Source organism: Clostridium sp. UBA5712, from assembly GCF_002419845.1.
Taxonomy (GTDB): Bacteria; Bacillota; Clostridia; order Clostridiales; family Clostridiaceae; genus Clostridium_J; species Clostridium_J sulfidigenes.
This window is the reverse complement of record NZ_DIGW01000010.1, coordinates 215,590-235,206: the sequence shown is the minus strand read 5'-3', so window position 1 is coordinate 235,206 and position 19,617 is coordinate 215,590. Positions and strand designations below refer to the sequence as shown.

At 31.5% G+C, this 19,617-nt stretch carries 18 protein-coding genes; 16 read left to right on the top strand and 2 right to left on the bottom strand.

Translation table 11 applies throughout. The features are described 5' to 3' along the window. From B3B03_RS05120 to B3B03_RS05095, 6 genes are all read left to right on the top strand, one after another. Positions 1-981: an oligopeptide/dipeptide ABC transporter ATP-binding protein gene (locus B3B03_RS05120; protein ID WP_346876629.1), complete on the top strand. Its 981-nt coding sequence runs from the start codon at positions 1-3 to the stop codon at positions 979-981. Further along, on the top strand, positions 971-1,915 hold the full coding sequence (locus B3B03_RS05115; protein ID WP_346847656.1) for an ABC transporter permease subunit: 945 nt from the start codon (positions 971-973) through the stop codon (positions 1,913-1,915). The genes B3B03_RS05120 and B3B03_RS05115 overlap by 11 nt, the downstream gene beginning before the upstream one ends. An 11-nt stretch (positions 1,916-1,926) precedes the next feature. After that, on the top strand, positions 1,927-2,889 hold the full coding sequence (locus tag B3B03_RS05110) for an ABC transporter ATP-binding protein (protein WP_346847655.1): 963 nt from the start codon (positions 1,927-1,929) through the stop codon (positions 2,887-2,889). Positions 2,890-3,109: 220 nt separating this feature from the next. After that, the gene (locus B3B03_RS05105) at positions 3,110-3,790 is read left to right on the top strand and encodes a YeeE/YedE thiosulfate transporter family protein (protein WP_346847813.1); all 681 of its coding nucleotides are present in this window, start codon (positions 3,110-3,112) and stop codon (positions 3,788-3,790) included. Between the two features lie 19 nt (positions 3,791-3,809). Then, the gene (locus B3B03_RS05100) at positions 3,810-4,043 is read left to right on the top strand and encodes a sulfurtransferase TusA family protein (RefSeq protein ID WP_035132122.1); all 234 of its coding nucleotides are present in this window, start codon (positions 3,810-3,812) and stop codon (positions 4,041-4,043) included. A gap of 12 nt (positions 4,044-4,055) precedes the next feature. After that, positions 4,056-4,583 (top strand): YeeE/YedE thiosulfate transporter family protein, encoded by a 528-nt coding sequence (locus tag B3B03_RS05095; protein ID WP_346876628.1) that lies wholly within the window; start codon positions 4,056-4,058, stop codon positions 4,581-4,583. 31 nt (positions 4,584-4,614) lie between these two features. Here the strand turns inward: B3B03_RS05095 and B3B03_RS05090 are convergent, their stop codons facing one another. Then, positions 4,615-5,505 (bottom strand): LysR family transcriptional regulator, encoded by an 891-nt coding sequence (locus B3B03_RS05090; protein WP_035132118.1) that lies wholly within the window; start codon positions 5,503-5,505, stop codon positions 4,615-4,617. A 277-nt stretch (positions 5,506-5,782) separates the two neighbouring features. Here B3B03_RS05090 and B3B03_RS05085 point away from each other — a divergent pair, with 277 nt between their 5' ends. The 10 genes from B3B03_RS05085 (at position 5,783) to B3B03_RS05040 (ending at position 18,567) form a co-directional block, all read left to right on the top strand. Beyond that, the gene (locus tag B3B03_RS05085) at positions 5,783-7,051 is read left to right on the top strand and encodes a YeeE/YedE family protein (protein ID WP_346847654.1); all 1,269 of its coding nucleotides are present in this window, start codon (positions 5,783-5,785) and stop codon (positions 7,049-7,051) included. Between the two features lie 17 nt (positions 7,052-7,068). Then, positions 7,069-8,766: an FAD-dependent oxidoreductase gene (locus B3B03_RS05080; protein ID WP_346876627.1), complete on the top strand. Its 1,698-nt coding sequence runs from the start codon at positions 7,069-7,071 to the stop codon at positions 8,764-8,766. 12 nt (positions 8,767-8,778) lie between these two features. Continuing rightward, positions 8,779-10,116: an APC family permease gene (locus B3B03_RS05075; RefSeq protein ID WP_346876626.1), complete on the top strand. Its 1,338-nt coding sequence runs from the start codon at positions 8,779-8,781 to the stop codon at positions 10,114-10,116. Positions 10,117-10,371: 255 nt separating this feature from the next. After that, entirely contained in the window at positions 10,372-11,094 is a 723-nt protein-coding gene (locus B3B03_RS05070; protein WP_346876625.1) for a GntR family transcriptional regulator, read from the top strand. Between the two features lie 82 nt (positions 11,095-11,176). Further along, entirely contained in the window at positions 11,177-12,937 is a 1,761-nt protein-coding gene (locus tag B3B03_RS05065) for an FAD-dependent oxidoreductase (protein ID WP_346876624.1), read from the top strand. Next, positions 12,924-14,207, top strand: a complete 1,284-nt coding sequence (locus tag B3B03_RS05060) for an NAD(P)/FAD-dependent oxidoreductase (RefSeq protein ID WP_346876623.1) — start codon at positions 12,924-12,926, stop codon at positions 14,205-14,207. The genes B3B03_RS05065 and B3B03_RS05060 overlap by 14 nt, the downstream gene beginning before the upstream one ends. A gap of 1 nt (position 14,208) precedes the next feature. After that, positions 14,209-14,598 (top strand): DUF1667 domain-containing protein, encoded by a 390-nt coding sequence (locus B3B03_RS05055; RefSeq protein WP_343826045.1) that lies wholly within the window; start codon positions 14,209-14,211, stop codon positions 14,596-14,598. Further along, positions 14,588-16,144: an FGGY-family carbohydrate kinase gene (locus B3B03_RS05050; protein ID WP_346876622.1), complete on the top strand. Its 1,557-nt coding sequence runs from the start codon at positions 14,588-14,590 to the stop codon at positions 16,142-16,144. The genes B3B03_RS05055 and B3B03_RS05050 overlap by 11 nt, the downstream gene beginning before the upstream one ends. Before the next feature lie 21 nt (positions 16,145-16,165). Further along, positions 16,166-17,890, top strand: coding sequence for an FAD-binding oxidoreductase (locus tag B3B03_RS05045; RefSeq protein WP_346876621.1), 1,725 nt, complete (start codon positions 16,166-16,168; stop codon positions 17,888-17,890). Between the two features lie 182 nt (positions 17,891-18,072). Continuing rightward, positions 18,073-18,567 carry a hypothetical protein gene (locus tag B3B03_RS05040; protein WP_346847612.1) on the top strand — a complete coding sequence of 165 codons (495 nt, stop codon included), beginning with the start codon at positions 18,073-18,075 and terminating at the stop codon, positions 18,565-18,567. A 108-nt stretch (positions 18,568-18,675) separates the two neighbouring features. On the opposite strand, the gene B3B03_RS05035 is transcribed toward B3B03_RS05040, so the two are convergent. After that, complete coding sequence (locus B3B03_RS05035; protein ID WP_346876620.1) at positions 18,676-19,431, bottom strand: creatininase; 756 nt, start codon at positions 19,429-19,431, stop codon at positions 18,676-18,678. Positions 19,432-19,617 lie beyond the last annotated feature (186 nt).

Below are 19,617 nucleotides of genomic sequence, written 5' to 3'. Positions count from 1 at the left end.
ATGATAGAAGTAATAAATCTAACTAAACAATTTTTAATAAAAGACAAAATTTTTGGCGTGAATAAAGGGGTTGTACATGCAGTAAATGGTGTTAACTTTAAAATAGAAAAGGGAGAGACTTTGGGTCTTGTTGGAGAGTCAGGAAGTGGTAAATCAACCATAGGGAGATTGATGTTAAGACTCTTAGAACCAAGTGACGGAAAGATATTCTTAGAAGGAAGGGATATTAGTACCATTAGCAACAAAGAATTCCGAAAGCTAAGAAAGAATTTACAAATAGTTTTTCAAAATCCCTATTCTGCATTAGATTATAAAATGACTATTGAAGATATTTTGATTCAACCACTTCAAATACACAATATAGTTAAGCCATTAGAATACAAAAAAGAGGTGTTAAGATTACTTGAAATGGTAGGATTATCAGCACAGGATGCTAATAAGTTACCTCATGAATTTAGTGGAGGTCAGAGACAAAGAATTGCAATAGCCAAAGCTTTGGCAACAAGACCTAAGTTTGTAGTATGTGATGAATCTGTATCAGCTTTAGATGTATCTGTTCAATCACAGATACTCAATCTTATTATGGATCTTCAAGAAGAGTTTGGTTTATCATATTTATTTATATCCCATGATCTAAGTGTAATAAGGCACGTTAGTAACAAAGTAGCAGTGATGTATCTTGGAAAAATAGTAGAAAAAGGTAGTGTAGATGATATATTTGACTCTCCAAAGCACCCATATACTGAAGCATTAATGTCTGCTTCACCAGTACCAGAGCCTAGCAGAAGCATTGATAGAATAAAGCTTCAAGGTGAAATACCTAGTGCAATGAATATACCATCAGGATGTGCATTCCACAATAGATGTCCTAAAAGAGTGGCTAAATGTGAAACTGTTGAGCCAGAACTTATAGAACTTGATAATGGAAGGTTAGTTTCTTGCCATTTATATGAAGAGGGGAGGAGTAAAAATGAAAGCTGAAATATTAAAGGTGGTAACTAAAAAAGTTCTTATGAATATATTAATACTCCTTGTAATTGTATTTCTTGTTATAGCTGTAACAGGAATACCATTAGATTTTGATATAGTTTCATACAATGGAAAACACACACCTAATATGAATATGGATGGAGTTATCGAAAACATAAGAAATAACTTTAAAATATTTTTGCGAGGTGAAGAATTTAATATTAAGGTTCAGGGAGAAACTATAGGACAACTATTACTTAAAACAGCAACTAAAAGCTTATTTATATTATTTTTTGGAACGCTTTTAGCAGTTGTTATTGGAATTCCTAAAGGAATTATAGATAGTAGAAAGAGGGAGAGGAGTGGAACAATAAAATTACTGCAATCTCTAATACCTCTTTCAATCCCAGATATATTAACAATAGTACTTGTACAGATGGGTGCTATATACTTATATAACAACGGAATTTCATTATTGGGTTTAGGGCCACTGCCAGCATTGGGAGATGAAGGATTTGTAAATGCAATTTACCCTATAATATCAATATCAATACTTCCAGCAGCATATATTGCAAGGATAACAGCTACTACAATAGAAGAAAATTTTGAAAAGCCATATATACTGGCAGCTAGGGGAAAGGGATGTTCTAGGGTTCAAATTATAAAAAACCACATGATGAAAAGCATAATCTATGGAGTGTTATCTGGATTTCCAACAGTTATGGGTATAATGTTTTCAAGTCTTATTATAGTAGAAAGATTATTTTACTTTAGAGGAATGGGATTTTATATGATACTTTTTTATACAACAGATTTGATTCCACCATATGAAGGTGGAATAGCCTTTACTACATTTATTTTATTTCTGGCGATTTTTTACTATTTTATTTTTCTGATTTTTAATGTGTTAAAAGATATTATAGTACCTAAGACAAAATTTCATTAAGGAGGGATAAGATGACATTACTTCAGGTTAAGAATTTAAAAACATATTTTTATTTGAATGGAAAGGAATATCCTGCAGTAGATGATATAAACTTTACCCTAGATGAAGGTAAAACAATGGCGATTATCGGAGAGTCTGGAAGTGGTAAAAGTGTGACTGCTTTATCTATCATGGGGTTAATTGATGCTCCAGGAAAAATAATTCATGGAGAAATACATTATAAAGGAGAAAATTTGCTTAAAAAGAGTGAAAAGGCAATGAGACAAATAAGGGGAAATGAAATATCTATGATATATCAGGATCCAATGACAACATTAAATCCTATGAATAAGGTAGGAGAACAGATTGCAGAAGCTCTCATAATTCATAAAAAAATTAGTAAGAAGGAAGCTCAAAAGGTTGTTATAGAGTTAATGAAAGCCGTTGGTATTACGGATGGAGAAGAAAGATATCATCAGCTCCCTAATCAGTTTAGTGGGGGAATGAGACAAAGACTTATGATAGCGATGGCAATAGCTTGTAATCCTAAAATATTAATAGCAGATGAACCTACAACGGCTTTGGATGTTACAATTCAAGCAGAAATTTTAGATCTATTACGTAAACTTAATAGTGAATACAATATGTCCATAATATTAAATACCCATGATTTGGGAGTAGTAGCAGAGATGGCAGATGAAGTAGTGGTAATGTATTGTGGAAAAGTTATGGAAATAGCACCAAATAAAGAACTATTTGAAGAGCCTATAAATCCATATACTAAAAAGCTTATGGAATGTATTCCAAGAATAGATGATAAAAAAAGGAGATTAGATACAATTGAAGGATATGTTCCACATCTATCACAATTATCAAAGGGATGTAGATTTTCAGATCGTTGTCATGAAGCCTGTGATAAATGCAGAAGTGAATTGCCAGATTTAAAAGAGGTTTTTAAAGGACATTGGTCTAGATGCTGGCTTCATGAAGATTAGTTTAGGGTGTTTTTAAATAAATCATCTGAAAAAATAACATTTTATATAAAAGAAAATTCATGTAAATATAAATATGATTTGCTACCATAATTTTAGTATTGGTAGCAAATTGTTTTTTTATTAAAATATTGACCAATATATATTATTGGTTTATGATATGGGCATAATATATAATTTTGAGGCACGAAATATTAATTTTATTTAAAGGGATGATAATATGTTGTCAAAAGAAATGGATGAATTGATTAAGCAACGGCAAGGTCAAGTAAAAAAGGAAAATTCTCAGATTCCTTACGGTGTTGCATTGCTTTTAATTACATTAATAATGTGTGCTATACTTTGGAAAAGCAAGTTTAATTATGCTGTATGTTTAGGTGTAGGTATTATAATTGGTATTATTTTAAGATATTCGAGATTTTGTTTTACAGCAGCATTTAGAGATCCTTTTATTAGTGGAAATACAAGAGGGTTAAGAGGGATGATACTAGCTATGATTGTAAGTACTGTAGGTTTTGCTGTAATTCAATCTGGATATATTCATAATAAAGGTATTGATTACAATTTGATTCCAGGAGCAGTTAGTTCAGTAGGTATTCATGTAATGATTGGTGCTTTCATATTTGGTATTGGAATGGTTTTAGCTGGAGGCTGTGCTTCAGGTGTATTGATGAGAATAGGAGAAGGACATGCTTTACACTGGGTTGTCCTTATAGGATTCATAATTGGAACCTTACTAGGAGCTAAGGATTATTCTTTTTGGTATGAGCATTTTATTAAGGATGCTAAGACCATTTACTTTTTAGAGCATTTTGATTTGAAAATTGTTGTTTTAGTGCAGATAGTTGTATTAATAATTTTATATAAATTAGCATTAAGGTATGAAAATAGACATTTGAAATAATTGTAATGGAGGAGCTTATATGACAGTAAGAAAGGTAGATTGTTTAAGCGAATTATGTCCTATTCCTTTGCTAAGGGCAATGCAGGAGCTTAAAACAATGGAGCCAGGAGATATTTTAATTCTTAATTGCGATCATAGTTGTGTAGCAATTGATATAGAGAAGTGGGCACTAGAAAAGGAATATCCCATACAGCTTGTGGAATTAGGTAGAGGAGAGTGGGAAGTATATATTCAAAAGCCAAAAGGAAAATAGGGGAGAGATAAAATGAAGTCTATAATAAAATATCTTAAGAAACCTTGGCCTTATTGGGTAGGTGGAATTTTATTAGGAGTAATGAATGTAATTTTACTAGGTCTAATTGGTATAAGCTGGCAAATAACTAGTGGTTTTTTATTATGGGGTATTGGCATACTACAATGGTTTGGGTTAGACCCCTTTAAATGGGAGTATTTTAGTCATTTTCAATCTTACTACGGTCCTATAATTTCCAATGGAAACATATTTATTAATCAATATACAATTTTAAATATAGGTGTTATTTTAGGATCTTTAGTTGCAACGTTATTAGCTTCCCAATTTAAATGGAAGAAAATAAAGAGTAAAAAGCAGTTTATAATTGCTCTTTTAGGAGGAATTATGATGGGATATGGAACTAGGCTTACCGTTGGTTGTAACATTGGTGCTTTTTTCAGCGGCATACCGTCTTTTTCCTTACACGCTTGGGTTTTTGGTATTTTTGTAATGTTGGGTACATGGGTAGGAGTTAAGATTTTAGTTAAATTCTTTATATAAAAATGGAAAAGAGGACATGTGTCCTCTTTTTTTAACAAAAACCTCTTTTATTAGAAATTATAAAATCTACAAACATTTGCTCGTGCTTTGTAAGTGTATATTTTTTTCTTGAAGCTATATAATAACTGAAAGAAATTTTAAAATCCTCTACTTCAACGATTTGAATAGACTGTTTTTTTAGTTCTTGAGCAACTGTTAATTTTGGTAAAAAAGAAAAACCTTTTCCCGAAAGAATAGAAGACTTAATAGATTCGGGAGAATTTAAATCATAAATCACATTTAACTCTTCTACAGTTACATTTTTTTCTTTTAATGATTTTTCAATTACATATCTAGTTCCAGAATTTTGTTCTCGTAAAATTAGTGGAATATGTTTTAATTCTTCCATAGAAATTCTTTTAGGTGAATTATCACTATTTCCTACTAGCAAAAGCTCATCCGAAATAATAGGTTGAGTAGAAATATCATTTAACATTGGATCATGCTGAATGATTCCAATATTAATATCGTGTTCTTGTAGTTTTTGAATAACTTCCCTTGAATTTATTACCTCCATACGAATGTCAACTTCTTCATGGAGATGTTTAAAGGTAAAAATACTACAAGGAAGAGCATATTCACCCACACTTTTGCAAGCACCAATCATTAACTTTGGTTGCTCTTGATGCAAGTTAATCAAATCTCTTTTAATATTTCCTTGAATAGAAAGTAAAGTATCTGCATAGTTAAATACTACTTTTCCTTCTTCTGTTAATTCTACACCTTTATTACTTCGATTTAAAAGATTTACACCTAATTCATTTTCTAAGCTCTTAAGCTGACCACTGAGACCAGGTTGGGTAAGGTGAAGAATTTGTGCTGCTTTTGAGATACTATTATATTTCACTGTTATATAAAATGATTCAAGATATTCAAGATTCATATAGTCACATCCTAAAAATAATTATACATATATTCTATTTTACTAGTATATTACACAGAAATAAATATATTTATTTTTATTAGGCATATTTTAAAATTGGTTAAAGGGAAGTGTTATGGTATATAACATTTAGTTTCTATGGAAAAAGAATAATATGTAATAGAATTTTATTATAAAGATAACAAGTCATGATGTAAACGAAAACACAACCACTTTGCACCAGATATTGTTAAAAAAATCACACTGAATTTTAAATTAAAAGTATAAGGAGGAAAAAATGAAAAAGACTGAACAAATTTTAGGATTTATAGGAATTTTACTAGTATTACTTTTAGGAAAGACATTATTAAAAACTGACATGCTATTTTTTAGACTTTTAGTGGGTGTGGGATTAGGTTATGCTTTATCTAGGGCTTATACAGGATTTGCAGGTAGTGTTAATCGTGCATTTAACACAGGATCAACAAAATTAATGAGGACACTAATGTTCTTGTTCTTTATCTCATCTTTATTGACTACTGCATTTTTATTCAAGGCAGATCCAGCTAGTTACGATCTGTGGATAAACCCAATTAACTTTGGTCTTATATTAGGGGCAATACTATTTGGGTTTGGTATGTCATTTTCATCATGTTGTGCATCAGGAGTACTTACGGACTTAATAACAGGTCTTCCTAGAGCGTTTATTACATTAATCTTCTTTGGGTTAGGAGTATTCTTAGGATTCCCTATACAAAATACTGTAGGATGGGTTAAGAACTCTTGGTTTTCAACTCCAGTAGGTGAAAAGTTGGCAGGAGGTGTATTCCTACCAGATCTATTTAAATGGGATGGTCTTGAAGGATATCTAGGTGCCTTAGTATTAATGGCATTATTTTGTGGAGTAGTTGTATTTATATCATACCGTTACGAGAGAAGTCGTAAGCAAAATAATACTTATACTGGTCACTCAATGGAAAAGGTACAGGATGAAAATGAAGTGTTAGACACTAAGAATTACAAGCTTTTAAGTGAAACAACATACAACAGATTATTTGTAAAACCTTGGACATTAGTGCAAGGGGCTGTAGTTATAGGTATATTATTTGCTTTGTTAATGGGAATTACTAAGGCTGGATGGGGCGCATCTACTCCTTATGGAATATGGTTTGGTAAATTCTTGATGATATTTGGAATTTCACCAGAATCTTTGGCAGCCTTTACTCAAATGCCAGCAAAGGCGTATCTTGTTCCATTCTTTGAACATGCTGTTTCAGTGCAAAACTTTGGAATACTCATTGGAACTAGTATATACTTGTTAACTGCTGGTAAGTTTAAGAAAACATTTATGTCAGAGATGCACATTACAGTAAGAGAAGTATTACTATATGCACTAGGCGGAATTACTATGGGATTAGGTACTAGACTTGCGAATGGATGTAATGTAGGAGCATTATATACTCCAATTGCAAATTTCTCACTTTCCGGTTGGATTTTCTTAATTTTCATGGTAGTTGGTGGTATTGTAGGAAATACACTAGCTAAAAGACTATTTAAGCAACATTAAAAGGAGGTATCATTGTTATGGGTAAAAGAATTTTAATTATTGGAGGAGTTGCTGGAGGAGCTTCAGTTGCAGCAAGAGTACGTAGAATTGATGAAAAAGCAGAAATAATTATGTTTGAGAAGGGACCTCATGTATCTTTTTCTAACTGCGCTTTACCATTTCATTTAAGTGGCATGGTGGAAAATGGTGACGATTTAGTTTTAATGTGTCCAACACAGTTCAAAAATCAATATAATATTGAAGCTAGAGTTAATAGTGAAGTTATAAAAATTATAAGAGATGATAAAAAAGTAGTAGTTAAGAACCTTCTTACAGGAGAAGAATATGAAGAGTCCTATGACAAATTAGTTTTATCTCCAGGGGCTAATCCAATATTGCCAAGAAGTATTGAAGGAGTAACAGGTTCCAATGTATTTACAGTAAGAAATGTAGTTGATATAAAGAAATTAAAGAATTATATTGATAGTAACAATATTAAGGATATTGCTGTTGTTGGTGGTGGTTTTATAGGGGTTGAAGTAGCGGAAAACCTATGTTTAGCAGATAAGAATGTAAGTCTTATAGAAGCACTTGATCAAATAATGAGTCCTTTTGACTATGATATGGCTCAAATACTTCACAAGGAAATGATGGATAAGGGAGTAAACCTTATATTAAGTGATGGAGTTAAGAAGATAGATGAAGACTTTGTAGAATTACAATCAGGTAAAAGGGTGGCTGCAAAAGTTGTAGTAATGGCAATTGGTGTTAGTCCTGAAACAGGATTAGCTAAGGATGCAGGACTTGAAATTGGAGTAACTGGGGGCATTAAAGTTGATCATAACTATTTGACCAATGATAAAGATATATATGCTGTAGGTGATGCTATTGAAGTTTATAATCGATTAACACATAAAACTTCAAGGCTGGCTTTAGCAGGACCAGCTCAAAGACAGGCTAGGGCAGCAGCTGATAATATGTATAATATTCATCACAATAATAATGGAGTTATAGGATCATCTGTAGTTCAAGTATTTGATCTAGGAGCAGCTTCTACAGGATTAAATGAGAAAACTGCTAAAGCAGCAGGGATTTCTTATGATTTTGTATATATTATTCCAGGAGATAAAGTTGGATTAATGCCAGATAGTAATCCAATGCATTTCAAATTAATATATGAATATCCAACAGGAAGAATTCTTGGAGCACAGGCTATAGGAAAAGGAAATGTAGATAAGAGAATAGATGTAATTGCAACAATGATAACAATGGGTGGAACCTTAGAGAATTTAAAGGAATTAGAGTTATGTTATGCTCCTTTATTTGGAACAGCAAAAGATGTAGTTAATTTTGCAGCTTTAGTAGGACTGAATTTATTATATGGTAAGTTTAGACAAGTACCAGTAACGATAGTTAGGGAGTTAGTAGAAAACGACGAATTTATTGTAGATGTAAGAGAGAAGCATGAATATGAACAAGGACATCTTAAGAATTCAGTAAATATTCCATTAAGTGAAATTAGAGAAAGAATGTCTGAAATACCAAAGGATAAACCTGTATATTTACATTGTCGTTCAAGTCAAAGAAGTTATAATGCAGTAATGGCATTACAAAATAGTGGATATGATAATGTAATCAATATATCTGGTTCTTATCTAGGTATTTGTTGCTATGAATATTATCAAGATCAAGTAACAGGAAGAGCAAAGATAGTTACAGAATATAATTTTAATTAAGGATTGAATTTTATGAAGAAAAAGTTGAACAGAATAGACATATTAGCCTTAGCATTAGGATCTATTATTGGATGGGGTTCATTTACCTTGCCAGGTTCAAAGTTTCTCCATGAAAGTGGTATTATTAGCACGGCCATCGGTTTTATACTTGGTGGTCTTGCTATTGTTTTTATACAAAAGGGTTATCACATAATGATGGAGAAGCATAATGAAGATGGGGGAGAATTCTCTTATACTTACAATAACTTAGGAAAGGGAAATGGATTTATAGTAGGCTGGTCCTTGACATTGTGTTATATAAGTATGGTTCCACTTAATGCCACAGCCTTTGTATTGGTGCTTAAAAGGTTATTTGGTTCAGTAGTGGACTTTATATATCTATATCAAGTAGCAGGTTATCCAGTATACTTGTCAGAGGTTATCATTGCCAGCTTGATAATTCTTGTATTTGCTTATATTAATATCAAAGGATTGAAATTAAGTTCCATGGTACAGAACATTTTAATTTTATTAATGGTGGTAAATGTAATTATAGTGTTTGCTTTCATGTTTATGAAGGTAGACCACAGCTTGATTAGGGATACCTATATTAATAACTATAAGTTTAATATTACTGAAGTAGTAAAAGTTTTTGCTATAGTACCCTTCTTGTTTGTTGGCTTTGATGTAATACCGCAAGTATCCACAGATTTGAATTTTGAAGCACCAAAAGCTACAAGAATGGCATTACTAGCAATATTTGCTGGAGCACTTTTTTATAACCTATTAAATATTACAACAGGTCTAGTTTATACTCCAGAGAAAGCCTTATTGGAGCAGTGGGCTTTAGGGTCTGCAGTACTTGATAATATGGGATATATAGGCTTTATCCTACTAATAATATCCCTAGCTGGTGCAGTAGCAGGTGGTATAAATGGGTTTATGTTAGGGAGTAGCAAGTTAATTGGAGCTTTATCCAGATATAAACTTATCCCATCAAAGTACAAAGAGAAAAATAAAAATGGTGTTTTCGAAAATGGAGTTAAATTTATAGCCGTAGTAAGTTTAATAGCACCATGGTTTGGTAGAGAAGTTATTATCTATATTGTAGATATGTCATCCTTACTAGCAGCAGTAGCATATTTTTATGTATGTTATATTGGGTTTAAAAACTCAATAGGAGTTGACAAATATTTTTCAGCATTGGGGGCTTTTATAGGGCTAGTATTCATAGGATTATTGATAATACCAGGTTCTCCTGCAAGATTAAGTAGACATTCTATGGTATTGGTGATTTTATGGGCAGTGTTAGGATATTTTTACTATAAGAAGTATTCAAAGACAATGAAATCAATTGATAATCACATATAAGTTTAAAAATAATTTCAAAAGTAAGTTATTCTTGAGAAATATGTTCATTTTAAAATATCATAGGAAAGTTAAATAAATTGGTGTTAGTATATTATAAAATATTATATAAGGCAGCCTGAAAAATAGTTTCAGGTTGCCTTTTTATAGTTTAACAATATAAATCATAAGATATAAATAATCCTCAACATGTTAATAAATTGGTAATCATATAAATCATCCAGCATATAAATATAAAAAACATTGGAGGAATTAATAATGATAGATAGATATAATAAAACACCGTTATATATACAAGTAAAAGAAGAAATAACCAAGGCAATTATAAGTGGTAGATGGGAGGTTAATTCTCGAATTCCAACTGAAAGGGAACTGATGGAGAACTATGAAGTAGGTAGAGCTACAATAAGACAAGCGATAGACTTATTAGTTAGTCAAGGATATCTGTATAAGAAACAAGGAATTGGTACCTTTGTTTTAAGAGATAAGCCTTCTTTGGGATTTGAGCCACTTATTAGTCTAACTTTTACATTAAGAACTAAGGGAATAAAGATTAGCAACAAAATACTAGATGAGAATTTTTTTATCCCAGCCGAAGAATTAACAAATAAGATGAGATGGAAAATAAATCAAAAGTGCCTTTATGTAAAAAGGTTAAGAACTGTTGAGGAAATCCCAGTAGCCATTGAGAATTCATATTTTTCACAGCGGTTTTCTAATGATAATAGTAAATTTGATTTTAAAAAATCCTTGGCAAGTATGATTATAAATGATTTAAAGGTAGACATATCAAAGGTAGATCAGACGATAACTATTAGAATTCCTAATAGCGAAGAAAAAAGTCTGTTAGAAATAGATGAAACTACAAGAGTATTAGTTATGGAAAGATGGATATATGAAGAAAATAATGAAGAACCATTCTATTATTTAAATTTTATAGTTCCAGAAAATTTATACTATGTACCTATGATAAATTATTAAAAATAAGTATTTATTTTATAGTTAAATCATAGTATATACAGAGAAGTTAAGATGTCCGAACATCCTAAGGAAGGGATATGTAATGATAAAAAAATATGAAAAGGTTCAAAAACTTATACAAAAAGAGGTTAATAAAGAGATTTACTGCAGAGAATGGAACTCTTCCATCATTTTAGAAGGACAGGTAGAGAGTTGGGATATGGTTATTAAAGCCGGTAAACTTGCTGCTAAAAGAGGATATAAGGGTGTAGTAAATAAAATAACTGTGAAGGATTTAAAAATACCTCTAATTAAAGCACCGATTATAAGAGATTCAAATTTAAATGGGAAAAGGGTAGATGTACTCATTATTGGAGGAGGAGTTATAGGATGTGCTATTGCTAGAGAGCTTGCAAAGTGGGAAATGTCTATTTTATTGCTTGAAAAAGAATCAGATTTGGCAATGCACACATCATCAAGAAATGATGGGATGATACATCCAGGTATAGAAGCTCCTATAGGAAGTAAAAAATCCATATTTAATGTTAGAGGTAATGAGCTTTATTCAAAGATTACAAAGGAGCTAGGGGTACCTTTTGAAAGATGTGGCTCTACAGTGCTTTTTGATAGAGGATTTATAAGGTTAGCTAAACCTTACCTTATGAATAGAGCACGGAAGGCTGGAGTAAAGGATGTAGTTATTTTAAATAAGGCACAGGTAAAAAAAATAGAACCAAATGTGACGGATAATATAGTTGGGGCAGTTCATTTTGGAACAACAGGTATATTATCTCCTTATAGGATGACCTATGCTTTTGCAGAAAATGCAGCTATGAATGAAGTTGAGTTTTCCTTAGATACCTTAGTAGAATCATTCCTTATGGATGGAAATGAGATTATTGGAGTAAATACAAATAGAGGATTAATATATCCTAAGGTAATTATAAATGCAGCTGGAATCTTTGCTGATAAAATTGCTAACATGGCAGGTGATCAGTTTTTCACAATACATCCAAGGAAAGGAGAGACGTTAATATTAGATAGAAAGAAAGGTTCTTTAATTAATGGAGTGGTAGCTAAACCAAGCTTAAATCTGACTAAAGGAAATACTAAGGGTGGAGGTATTGTAAAAACAATAGATGGAAATATATTGGTAGGGCCTGATGCTTATGAACAACCCTTTAGAGAAGATTATTCTACAAATTCAACAAATATAGAGAATATATTAAGAAAGCATTTACCTGTAGTACCTAAATTATCTAATGGTGATGTAATAACATATTATGCGGGAATAAGAGCCGCTACTTATGAAGAAGATTTTATCATTGAACGATCTGAACGTGTTGATAATTTAATTTATGCAGCAGGTATCCAATCACCAGGTCTTGCATCTGCACCAGCTATAGCAGAGGAAATTGAGAAGATAACCTGTAGATTACTAGCTGAAAAAATACAGTTAAAGAAAAAAGATTATTGGAATCCAATAAGAAAAGGAATACCAGAAGTAAGAAATATGTCCTTTGAGGAAAAGGCTAAGCTAATAAAAGAGAAACCAGAATATGGTGAAATAATTTGTAGATGCGAGGAAATAAGCAAAGGTGAAGTTCAGGATGCTTTAAGAAGTCCAATAAAAGTGGATACAGTAGATGCTATTAAAAGAAGAGTTAAGGCTGGGGCAGGCAGATGTCAAGGAGGATTTTGTTTGCCACAGGTATTAAAGATTATTAATGAGGAATATGGTAAAAGTTTTGATGAAATAACTAAGAAAGGTAAATATTCTAACATTCTTATAGAAAAAGTACAAAGTAAATATAATAATCTTACAATAAATGATAATGAGGTGAAATTAAATGAAAGACAATAAATTTCACTTTGATGTAATAGTTATAGGTGGAGGTCCAGCGGGGCTTGCAGCAGCATTAGCATCTAATGAGAAGGGAAGTAAAACATTAATTGTTGAAAGAGAAAAAAAATTAGGTGGAATATTAAAACAATGTATTCATGATGGATTTGGATTAATTACCTTCAATGAAACACTTAGTGGACCAGAATATGCCGATAGATATATGAGAAAGATTATGGAAAAAGATATATCAATATATACATCAACATTTGTAAGTAAAGTAGAAAAGGTAGGAGAAAGTTTTATATTAACCTTAATAAATTCAAGAGAAGATGTTTTTCAGGTTAGCTCTAAGGCGTTAGTTTTAGCCAACGGGTGTAGAGAGAGAACGTCTAGACAAGTTTTTATAAATGGAGATAGACCTGCTGGCATATATTCAGCAGGAACAGCACAATATTTAACAAATATCATGGGTTATCTACCTTGTAAAAACTGTGTGATTTTAGGAAGTGGAGATATTGGATTAATTATGGCTAGAAGGTTAACCTTGGAAGGTGCCAAGGTTATAGGTGTGTATGAGATGAAAAGTACTCCTTCAGGATTAAGCCGAAATATTATGCAATGCTTAGAAGATTATAATATTCCATTACATTTATCCCATACAGTAACTAGGGTAATAGGGGAGAGCAAAGTTTCAGCAGTTGAAACATGTAGAGTTGACGAAAATATGAAGCTCATTGATGGAACAGAAGAGATAATTAAGTGTGATGGATTAATATTATCAGTAGGATTAATACCAGAAAATGAGGTAGCAGAAAGTTTGAATATAGAAATTGATCCATTAACCAAAGGACCAAAGGTAGATCATAACTTTAGGACAAGTGTAAATGGGGTATTTTCCTGTGGAAATTCTCTTCATGTTAATGATTTAGTAGATTATGTATCAGAAAGTGGGAAATATGCTGGAGAACAGGCAGCAACTTATGAAGAAAATAGTTATAGAAAATTAGTGGATATAACCTTTGATAAAAAAGAATTTCTATATGTAGTACCACAAAGCATAGATTTAAATTCTATAGATAAAGATATAACAATTTACTTTAGAAGTAAAGATGTAATAGAAGATGTAAAAGTGGAATTTTACTTAGATAACAAAGTAGTATTTATGAAAAAGTATAATATAATAAAACCTCCGGAGATGGAAAAAATAATTTTAAACTTAAAATCATTTTCTGTAAAAAATATGGATAATCTAAATTTGGTTATGAGTAAAATTAAAGAAGGTGTATAAGGTGGAGTTAAAAAAAATCACCTGTATAGTGTGTCCTAATGGTTGCAAACTTACTATAATTGAAAAAAATGAAGAACTATTAGTGGAAGGTAATAAGTGCAAAAGAGGCATAGAATTTGGAATTAATGAGATAAAAAATCCATTAAGAAGTATTGCTTCAACAGTAAATACTATATATAAGGAAATGCCAAGACTACCGGTGAGAACTGACGGACTGATTCCAAAGAGTAAAATATTTAATGTAATGAGAGAAATAAGTAAAGTAGTAATAACAAATCATGTTGATATAAATGAAGTAATAATTGAAAATGTATTAAACACTGGAGTTAATATAATTTCAACCTCAAGTTTGATTGAGATATTAAAGGAGGAGTATCCGAATGGAGGATAAATATGTTCTCTCCATAGATTGTGGGACACAAAGTGTAAGAGCGTTGATATTTAATGGATTAGGTACATTAGTAGCTAAAGAGAAGCTAGATTTTCAACCATACTTTTCAAATAGACCAGGATGGGCAGAACAAGATCCAGAGATTTGGTGGCAAGGTGTATGTCATGTATGTACAGCACTAAAAGAGAATAATTCTGCTTTTTTCAATGAAATACTTGCAGTATCAGTAACAACACAAAGAGATACAGGTATAAATGTAGATAAAAATGGGGAAGCATTAAGACCTGCAATAATATGGTTAGATCAGAGGATGGCAGAGTGTAAAAAACCTATAAGTAAAAAATATGATTTTCTCTTTAGGTTAATTGGAATGAAAAAAGCCATAGAGGTTTCAAGGAAAAAATGTAAAGCAAATTGGATAATGGAAAATCAGCCGGAAATATGGAGAAACACTTATAAGTATTTATTACTTTCAGGATATTTAAATTTTAAATTAACAGGAAATTTTGTAGATTCTATAGCATCTCAGATTGGACATATACCTTTTAATTTTAAAAAGAAAGATTGGCCAAAAGGAAATAAAGATTATAGATGGGAAATTTCGGGAGTTGAAAGAGAAAAACTACCTCAGCTTGTAGAGGTGGGAGAAAGAATTGGGGAAATAAGTTCAGAAGTTGCAAAGGGTACAGGGTTAAAGATTGGAATACCTGTTATTGCAGCAGGATCAGATAAAGGTTGTGAAACCTTAGGTACAGGTTGTAAGAATGAAAAATGGGTAAATTTAAGTTTTGGAACAACAGCTACAGTTCAGACTATGTCAAAAAAATATATAGAGCCTTTAATGTTTATGCCAGCTTATCCAGCTTGCATCCCAGGATATTATAATCCGGAATTTGAAATTTTTAGGGGGTATTGGATGATTAGTTGGTTTAAGAGAGAATTTGCTAGAAAGGAAGCTATGGAAGCAGAAGAAAGAGGCATTTCTTATGAAGAAATATTAAATGAAAGATTAAAGGATGTTCCACCGGGATGCCATGGGTTAATGCTTCAACCATATTGGGGACCAGGTTTAAAATATCCTGAGGCAAAGGGAGCAATTATAGGTTTTGGAGATGTTCATACAAGAAGCCATATTTATCGAGCTATTATTGAAGGAATAAATTATGGATTATTAGATGGAATAGAAAAAATAGAAAGAAAAACTAAGGAAAAAGTGAAGTATGTAATGGTTTCAGGAGGCGGCTCTCAAAGTGATACTATTTGTCAAATAACTGCCAGTATGTTAAATAGAAAGGTTTATAAAACTACGACCCATGAGACGTCAGGATTAGGAGCAGCTATTATAACTTTTGTAGCTTTAGGAATGTATGTAACTTACAATGAAGCTATTGAGAAAATGGTTCATTATAAAAAAATATTTACTCCAGAAAAAGAATATACAGAAATATATTCAAAACTTTTTAAGAAAGTTTACAAGAGAATATATAGAAGACTTAAATCACTATATTCAGATATTGGAAAGATAACAAATTATCCAGATATTTAATTGTATATGGGGGAATTATATATGAATAAAAATGAAGATATTTTCACACCAAATTGGTATGAAGATTTGCCACCAGAAGGATCCTATAGATCTATTTTAAAATGGGGAAACCCTAAGGAATTTAAACATCCCAATCCTAGATTATACACTTTGATGAAGAAAACCTTTGAAATGACTGATGATGATTTTAAAACACCTCAAAAAATGGGTTTAGAACAGGTTAATTTTGAAAAAGAGATTACTTTAGCAGAAGGGCAAATTGCTCACTTTAAACACATAGTAGGAGAAAGTAATGTAAGAATGGACCCTTATTCAAGGCTTCAAATAGCTTATGGAAAAACTATGATAGATTCAATGAGACTTAGAGAAGGTATCGTTGAAAATATTCCTGATATAGTAATACATCCAAGAAGCAAAGAAGACATAAAAGAAATAGTTGAGTACTGTAATGAAGAGAAAATACCAGTGTATGTTTACGGAGGAGGTTCATCTGTAACTAGAGGCGTTGAGTGTGTAAAAGGTGGAGTATCCTTAGATATGAGAGTTCATATGAATAAGGTAGTTAACTTTAATGAAATAAATCAAACAATAACTGTAGAAGCTGGTATGTCAGGTCCGAAACTAGAAGAAACATTAAATAAAGCAAAGGAACTCTTTGGTGCAAAGAGGGCATATACCTGTGGGCATTTCCCTCAATCCTTTGAATATTCGGCAGTTGGAGGCTGGGTTGTAACTAGAGGAGCAGGTCAGAATTCAACCTACTTTGGAAAGATTGAGGATATGGTTATATGTCAAGAGTATATCACGCCGGCTGGAGAAATAAAAACCGATGAATATCCTGCATTAGCTACAGGACCATCCATCGATGAAATCATGATGGGAAGTGAAGGTGCCTATGGAATATTAGTTTCTGTAACTCTTAAGATTTTTAGATACATGCCAGAAAATCAAAGGAGATTTAGTTATATATTCAAGAACTGGGAAGATGCTAGAAATGCAGCAAGAGAGATTATGCAAGGGCAATTTGGATTTCCATCAGTATTTAGATTATCAGACCCAGAAGAAACTGATGTTATGATGAAACTCTATGGAGTAGAAGGAACAATTATTGATAAAATAATGACTGTAAGAGGATATAAGACAAATGAGAGATGTATGTTTTTAGGATTTACAGATGGAGAAACATGTTTTACAAAGGTAGTAAGGAAAAAGGTTCATAAGATATGTAAAGCGTATGGAGCCATGTCGACCACAGGATATGTAACTAAGGCATGGGAGCACGGAAGGTTTAGAGATCCATATTTAAGAGAAGATTTACAGGATTATGGTATTATGACTGATACCCTTGAATGTTCAGTTAATTGGGAGAATATGGATTGCGTTCATAAGGGAGTAAGAGCTTACTGCAAAAGTAGACCAAATACAATTTGTATGACACATATGTCTCATGTTTATCCACAAGGTGCAAATCTGTACTTTATTTTTATAGCTAAAATGAATAAAATAGATGAGTATTTAGAATATCAATATGGAATACTTGATAATATTCAGAAGTATGGAGCTGCGATGAGTCATCACCATGGAATAGGAAAGATGACAGCCCCTTGGCTTGAAGGTCAAATAGGTAAAAATCAAATGGAGGTATTCAAGGTATTAAAAAATCATTTTGATCCAAATAATATTATGAATCCAGGTGGAACATTAGGTCTTGATTTATCTGATGATAAGAAAAGAATGGTAAAGTAAAAGGATGAAGTGAAATTTAGCTTTAGTGTACCCATAATTGTACTAAAATTTTGAAAAAAATAGGTAGATAAGCATTCTTTATTACTTTTATATTTTTAAAGAAGATATTTAAATTGTAACACAAGTTTTTTCAATCCATAATATAATAACAACACAGTATGTTATTATATGGAGGAATAATAGTGAAAGAATTTTTAAGTATTGAAGGAGTAGTTAAAAGTATAGAAGTGATGAAAACATCAGTAAATGACACATCGGCATGTACAATGATAATGTCAGTAAGAGGAAGAAGAGATGATGATTTTAACTTAGTAGTTAGCCGAGATACTTACTTTGTAGACCATGTTAATATAAGACCTGGTGATTATATAATTGGATTTTATGATGCATTGGCACCTGTTCCATTAATATTTCCACCACAGTATAGAGCTATTGTTATAGCCAGAAAATCAAAAAAAGAAAATGTCAAAGTGTCTCATTTCAATAGAAGATTAGTCAGTAGAGATGATTCACTTAGACTTAATATTAGTAATAGAACACAAATATTACTTGAAAATGGCCAGAGCTTTTTGGGCAATATAGAAAATAGAAATCTTGTGGTTGTATATGGAATGAGTACCAAGAGTATACCTGCAATTACAACACCATCACAAATTATAGTTTTATGTGATAATTAGATATTTTATAAATAAGTTTGCCTAGTATGAATAATTATAATACTAGGCAATTTTATTATATTAAATAGAAGCATAATAATTTTATAAATTAAGCGATAATTCTTAAATTTATCTGAAAGCTTCTTCAACTATTTTAACAATGTTTGGAATAACGTCATCTACAATTATTTTTCCTCTTGCAGCTGAAGAGGATTTAGCTGATGCAAGTATTCCAGTTTCGGGAACGATATCTTTTTCTATAGGATATCTAAAATAAGTTGTTGGACTAGCATTTTCAGTATCTAATATTTTATCTTCTCTAACAAGCTCTGGTGCAAAGTACATCATTAATGAGGTCTCTGTAACGGCAGCATGTTCTAAAGCCCATCCTGGGAATGGTACTTCATCAAAAACTTTATCAATTACATCAGGTGACATTGGATCCCACCAGTTAGTAAGAAGAAGCTTTACCTTGTCTCCATATTTTGCAGAACATAGATCCATAGCTTCTACAATAAATGCTTCATTTTCAAAGTGAGCACTCAAAATAAATATTTTTGTAAAGCCATCACGAACAAATTCATCTATTATATCCATTACTAAGGCTTGTAATGTAGCACCATTTAAGTCAATAGTTCCAGGAAATAATGGGCCACCACCACTTAATGGTTTTGATTTATATCCATAAGAAATTGTTGGAGCAACTACTCCATTTATTTTTTCAGCTATGCGGTAAGCAAACTCTCTTGCTAATACAGAATCTACACAGGTAGGTAAGTGAGGGCCATGTTGTTCTGTAGCACCTATTGGTAATATAATTGCATCATCTTTTTTCTTTGCAAACTCTTGCCATGTCATATTTTCCATTTTAACATTTTCGTACATAATTAATGTCTCCTATTCTTAAGTGTAATAAAGTTTTTTGCTAAGTATTTATATAATAAAAATAAAGTTTATATAATATTATTGTAACATAAGTATGCTTTTACATAATATCCATATTATAAACAAAAATATAAATAGAACTATTGAAATACTAGCATAAGTATTATTTTATATAGAATAGCATAG

What these genes read in the sequence shown, in the direction of transcription:
- B3B03_RS05060 (WP_346876623.1), top strand. Translation starts at nt 12,924, where the DNA reads ATGAAAGACAATAAATTTCACTTTGATGTAATAGTTATAGGTGGAGGT.
- B3B03_RS05100 (WP_035132122.1), top strand. Translation starts at nt 3,810, where the DNA reads ATGACAGTAAGAAAGGTAGATTGTTTAAGCGAATTATGTCCTATTCCT.
- B3B03_RS05085 (WP_346847654.1), top strand. Translation starts at nt 5,783, where the DNA reads ATGAAAAAGACTGAACAAATTTTAGGATTTATAGGAATTTTACTAGTA.
- B3B03_RS05065 (WP_346876624.1), top strand. Translation starts at nt 11,177, where the DNA reads ATGATAAAAAAATATGAAAAGGTTCAAAAACTTATACAAAAAGAGGTT.
- B3B03_RS05035 (WP_346876620.1), bottom strand. Translation starts at nt 19,431, where the DNA reads ATGTACGAAAATGTTAAAATGGAAAATATGACATGGCAAGAGTTTGCA.
- B3B03_RS05095 (WP_346876628.1), top strand. Translation starts at nt 4,056, where the DNA reads ATGAAGTCTATAATAAAATATCTTAAGAAACCTTGGCCTTATTGGGTA.
- B3B03_RS05115 (WP_346847656.1), top strand. Translation starts at nt 971, where the DNA reads ATGAAAGCTGAAATATTAAAGGTGGTAACTAAAAAAGTTCTTATGAAT.
- B3B03_RS05120 (WP_346876629.1), top strand. Translation starts at nt 1, where the DNA reads ATGATAGAAGTAATAAATCTAACTAAACAATTTTTAATAAAAGACAAA.
- B3B03_RS05075 (WP_346876626.1), top strand. Translation starts at nt 8,779, where the DNA reads ATGAAGAAAAAGTTGAACAGAATAGACATATTAGCCTTAGCATTAGGA.
- B3B03_RS05070 (WP_346876625.1), top strand. Translation starts at nt 10,372, where the DNA reads ATGATAGATAGATATAATAAAACACCGTTATATATACAAGTAAAAGAA.
- B3B03_RS05110 (WP_346847655.1), top strand. Translation starts at nt 1,927, where the DNA reads ATGACATTACTTCAGGTTAAGAATTTAAAAACATATTTTTATTTGAAT.
- B3B03_RS05050 (WP_346876622.1), top strand. Translation starts at nt 14,588, where the DNA reads ATGGAGGATAAATATGTTCTCTCCATAGATTGTGGGACACAAAGTGTA.
- B3B03_RS05045 (WP_346876621.1), top strand. Translation starts at nt 16,166, where the DNA reads ATGAATAAAAATGAAGATATTTTCACACCAAATTGGTATGAAGATTTG.
- B3B03_RS05090 (WP_035132118.1), bottom strand. Translation starts at nt 5,505, where the DNA reads ATGAATCTTGAATATCTTGAATCATTTTATATAACAGTGAAATATAAT.
- B3B03_RS05080 (WP_346876627.1), top strand. Translation starts at nt 7,069, where the DNA reads ATGGGTAAAAGAATTTTAATTATTGGAGGAGTTGCTGGAGGAGCTTCA.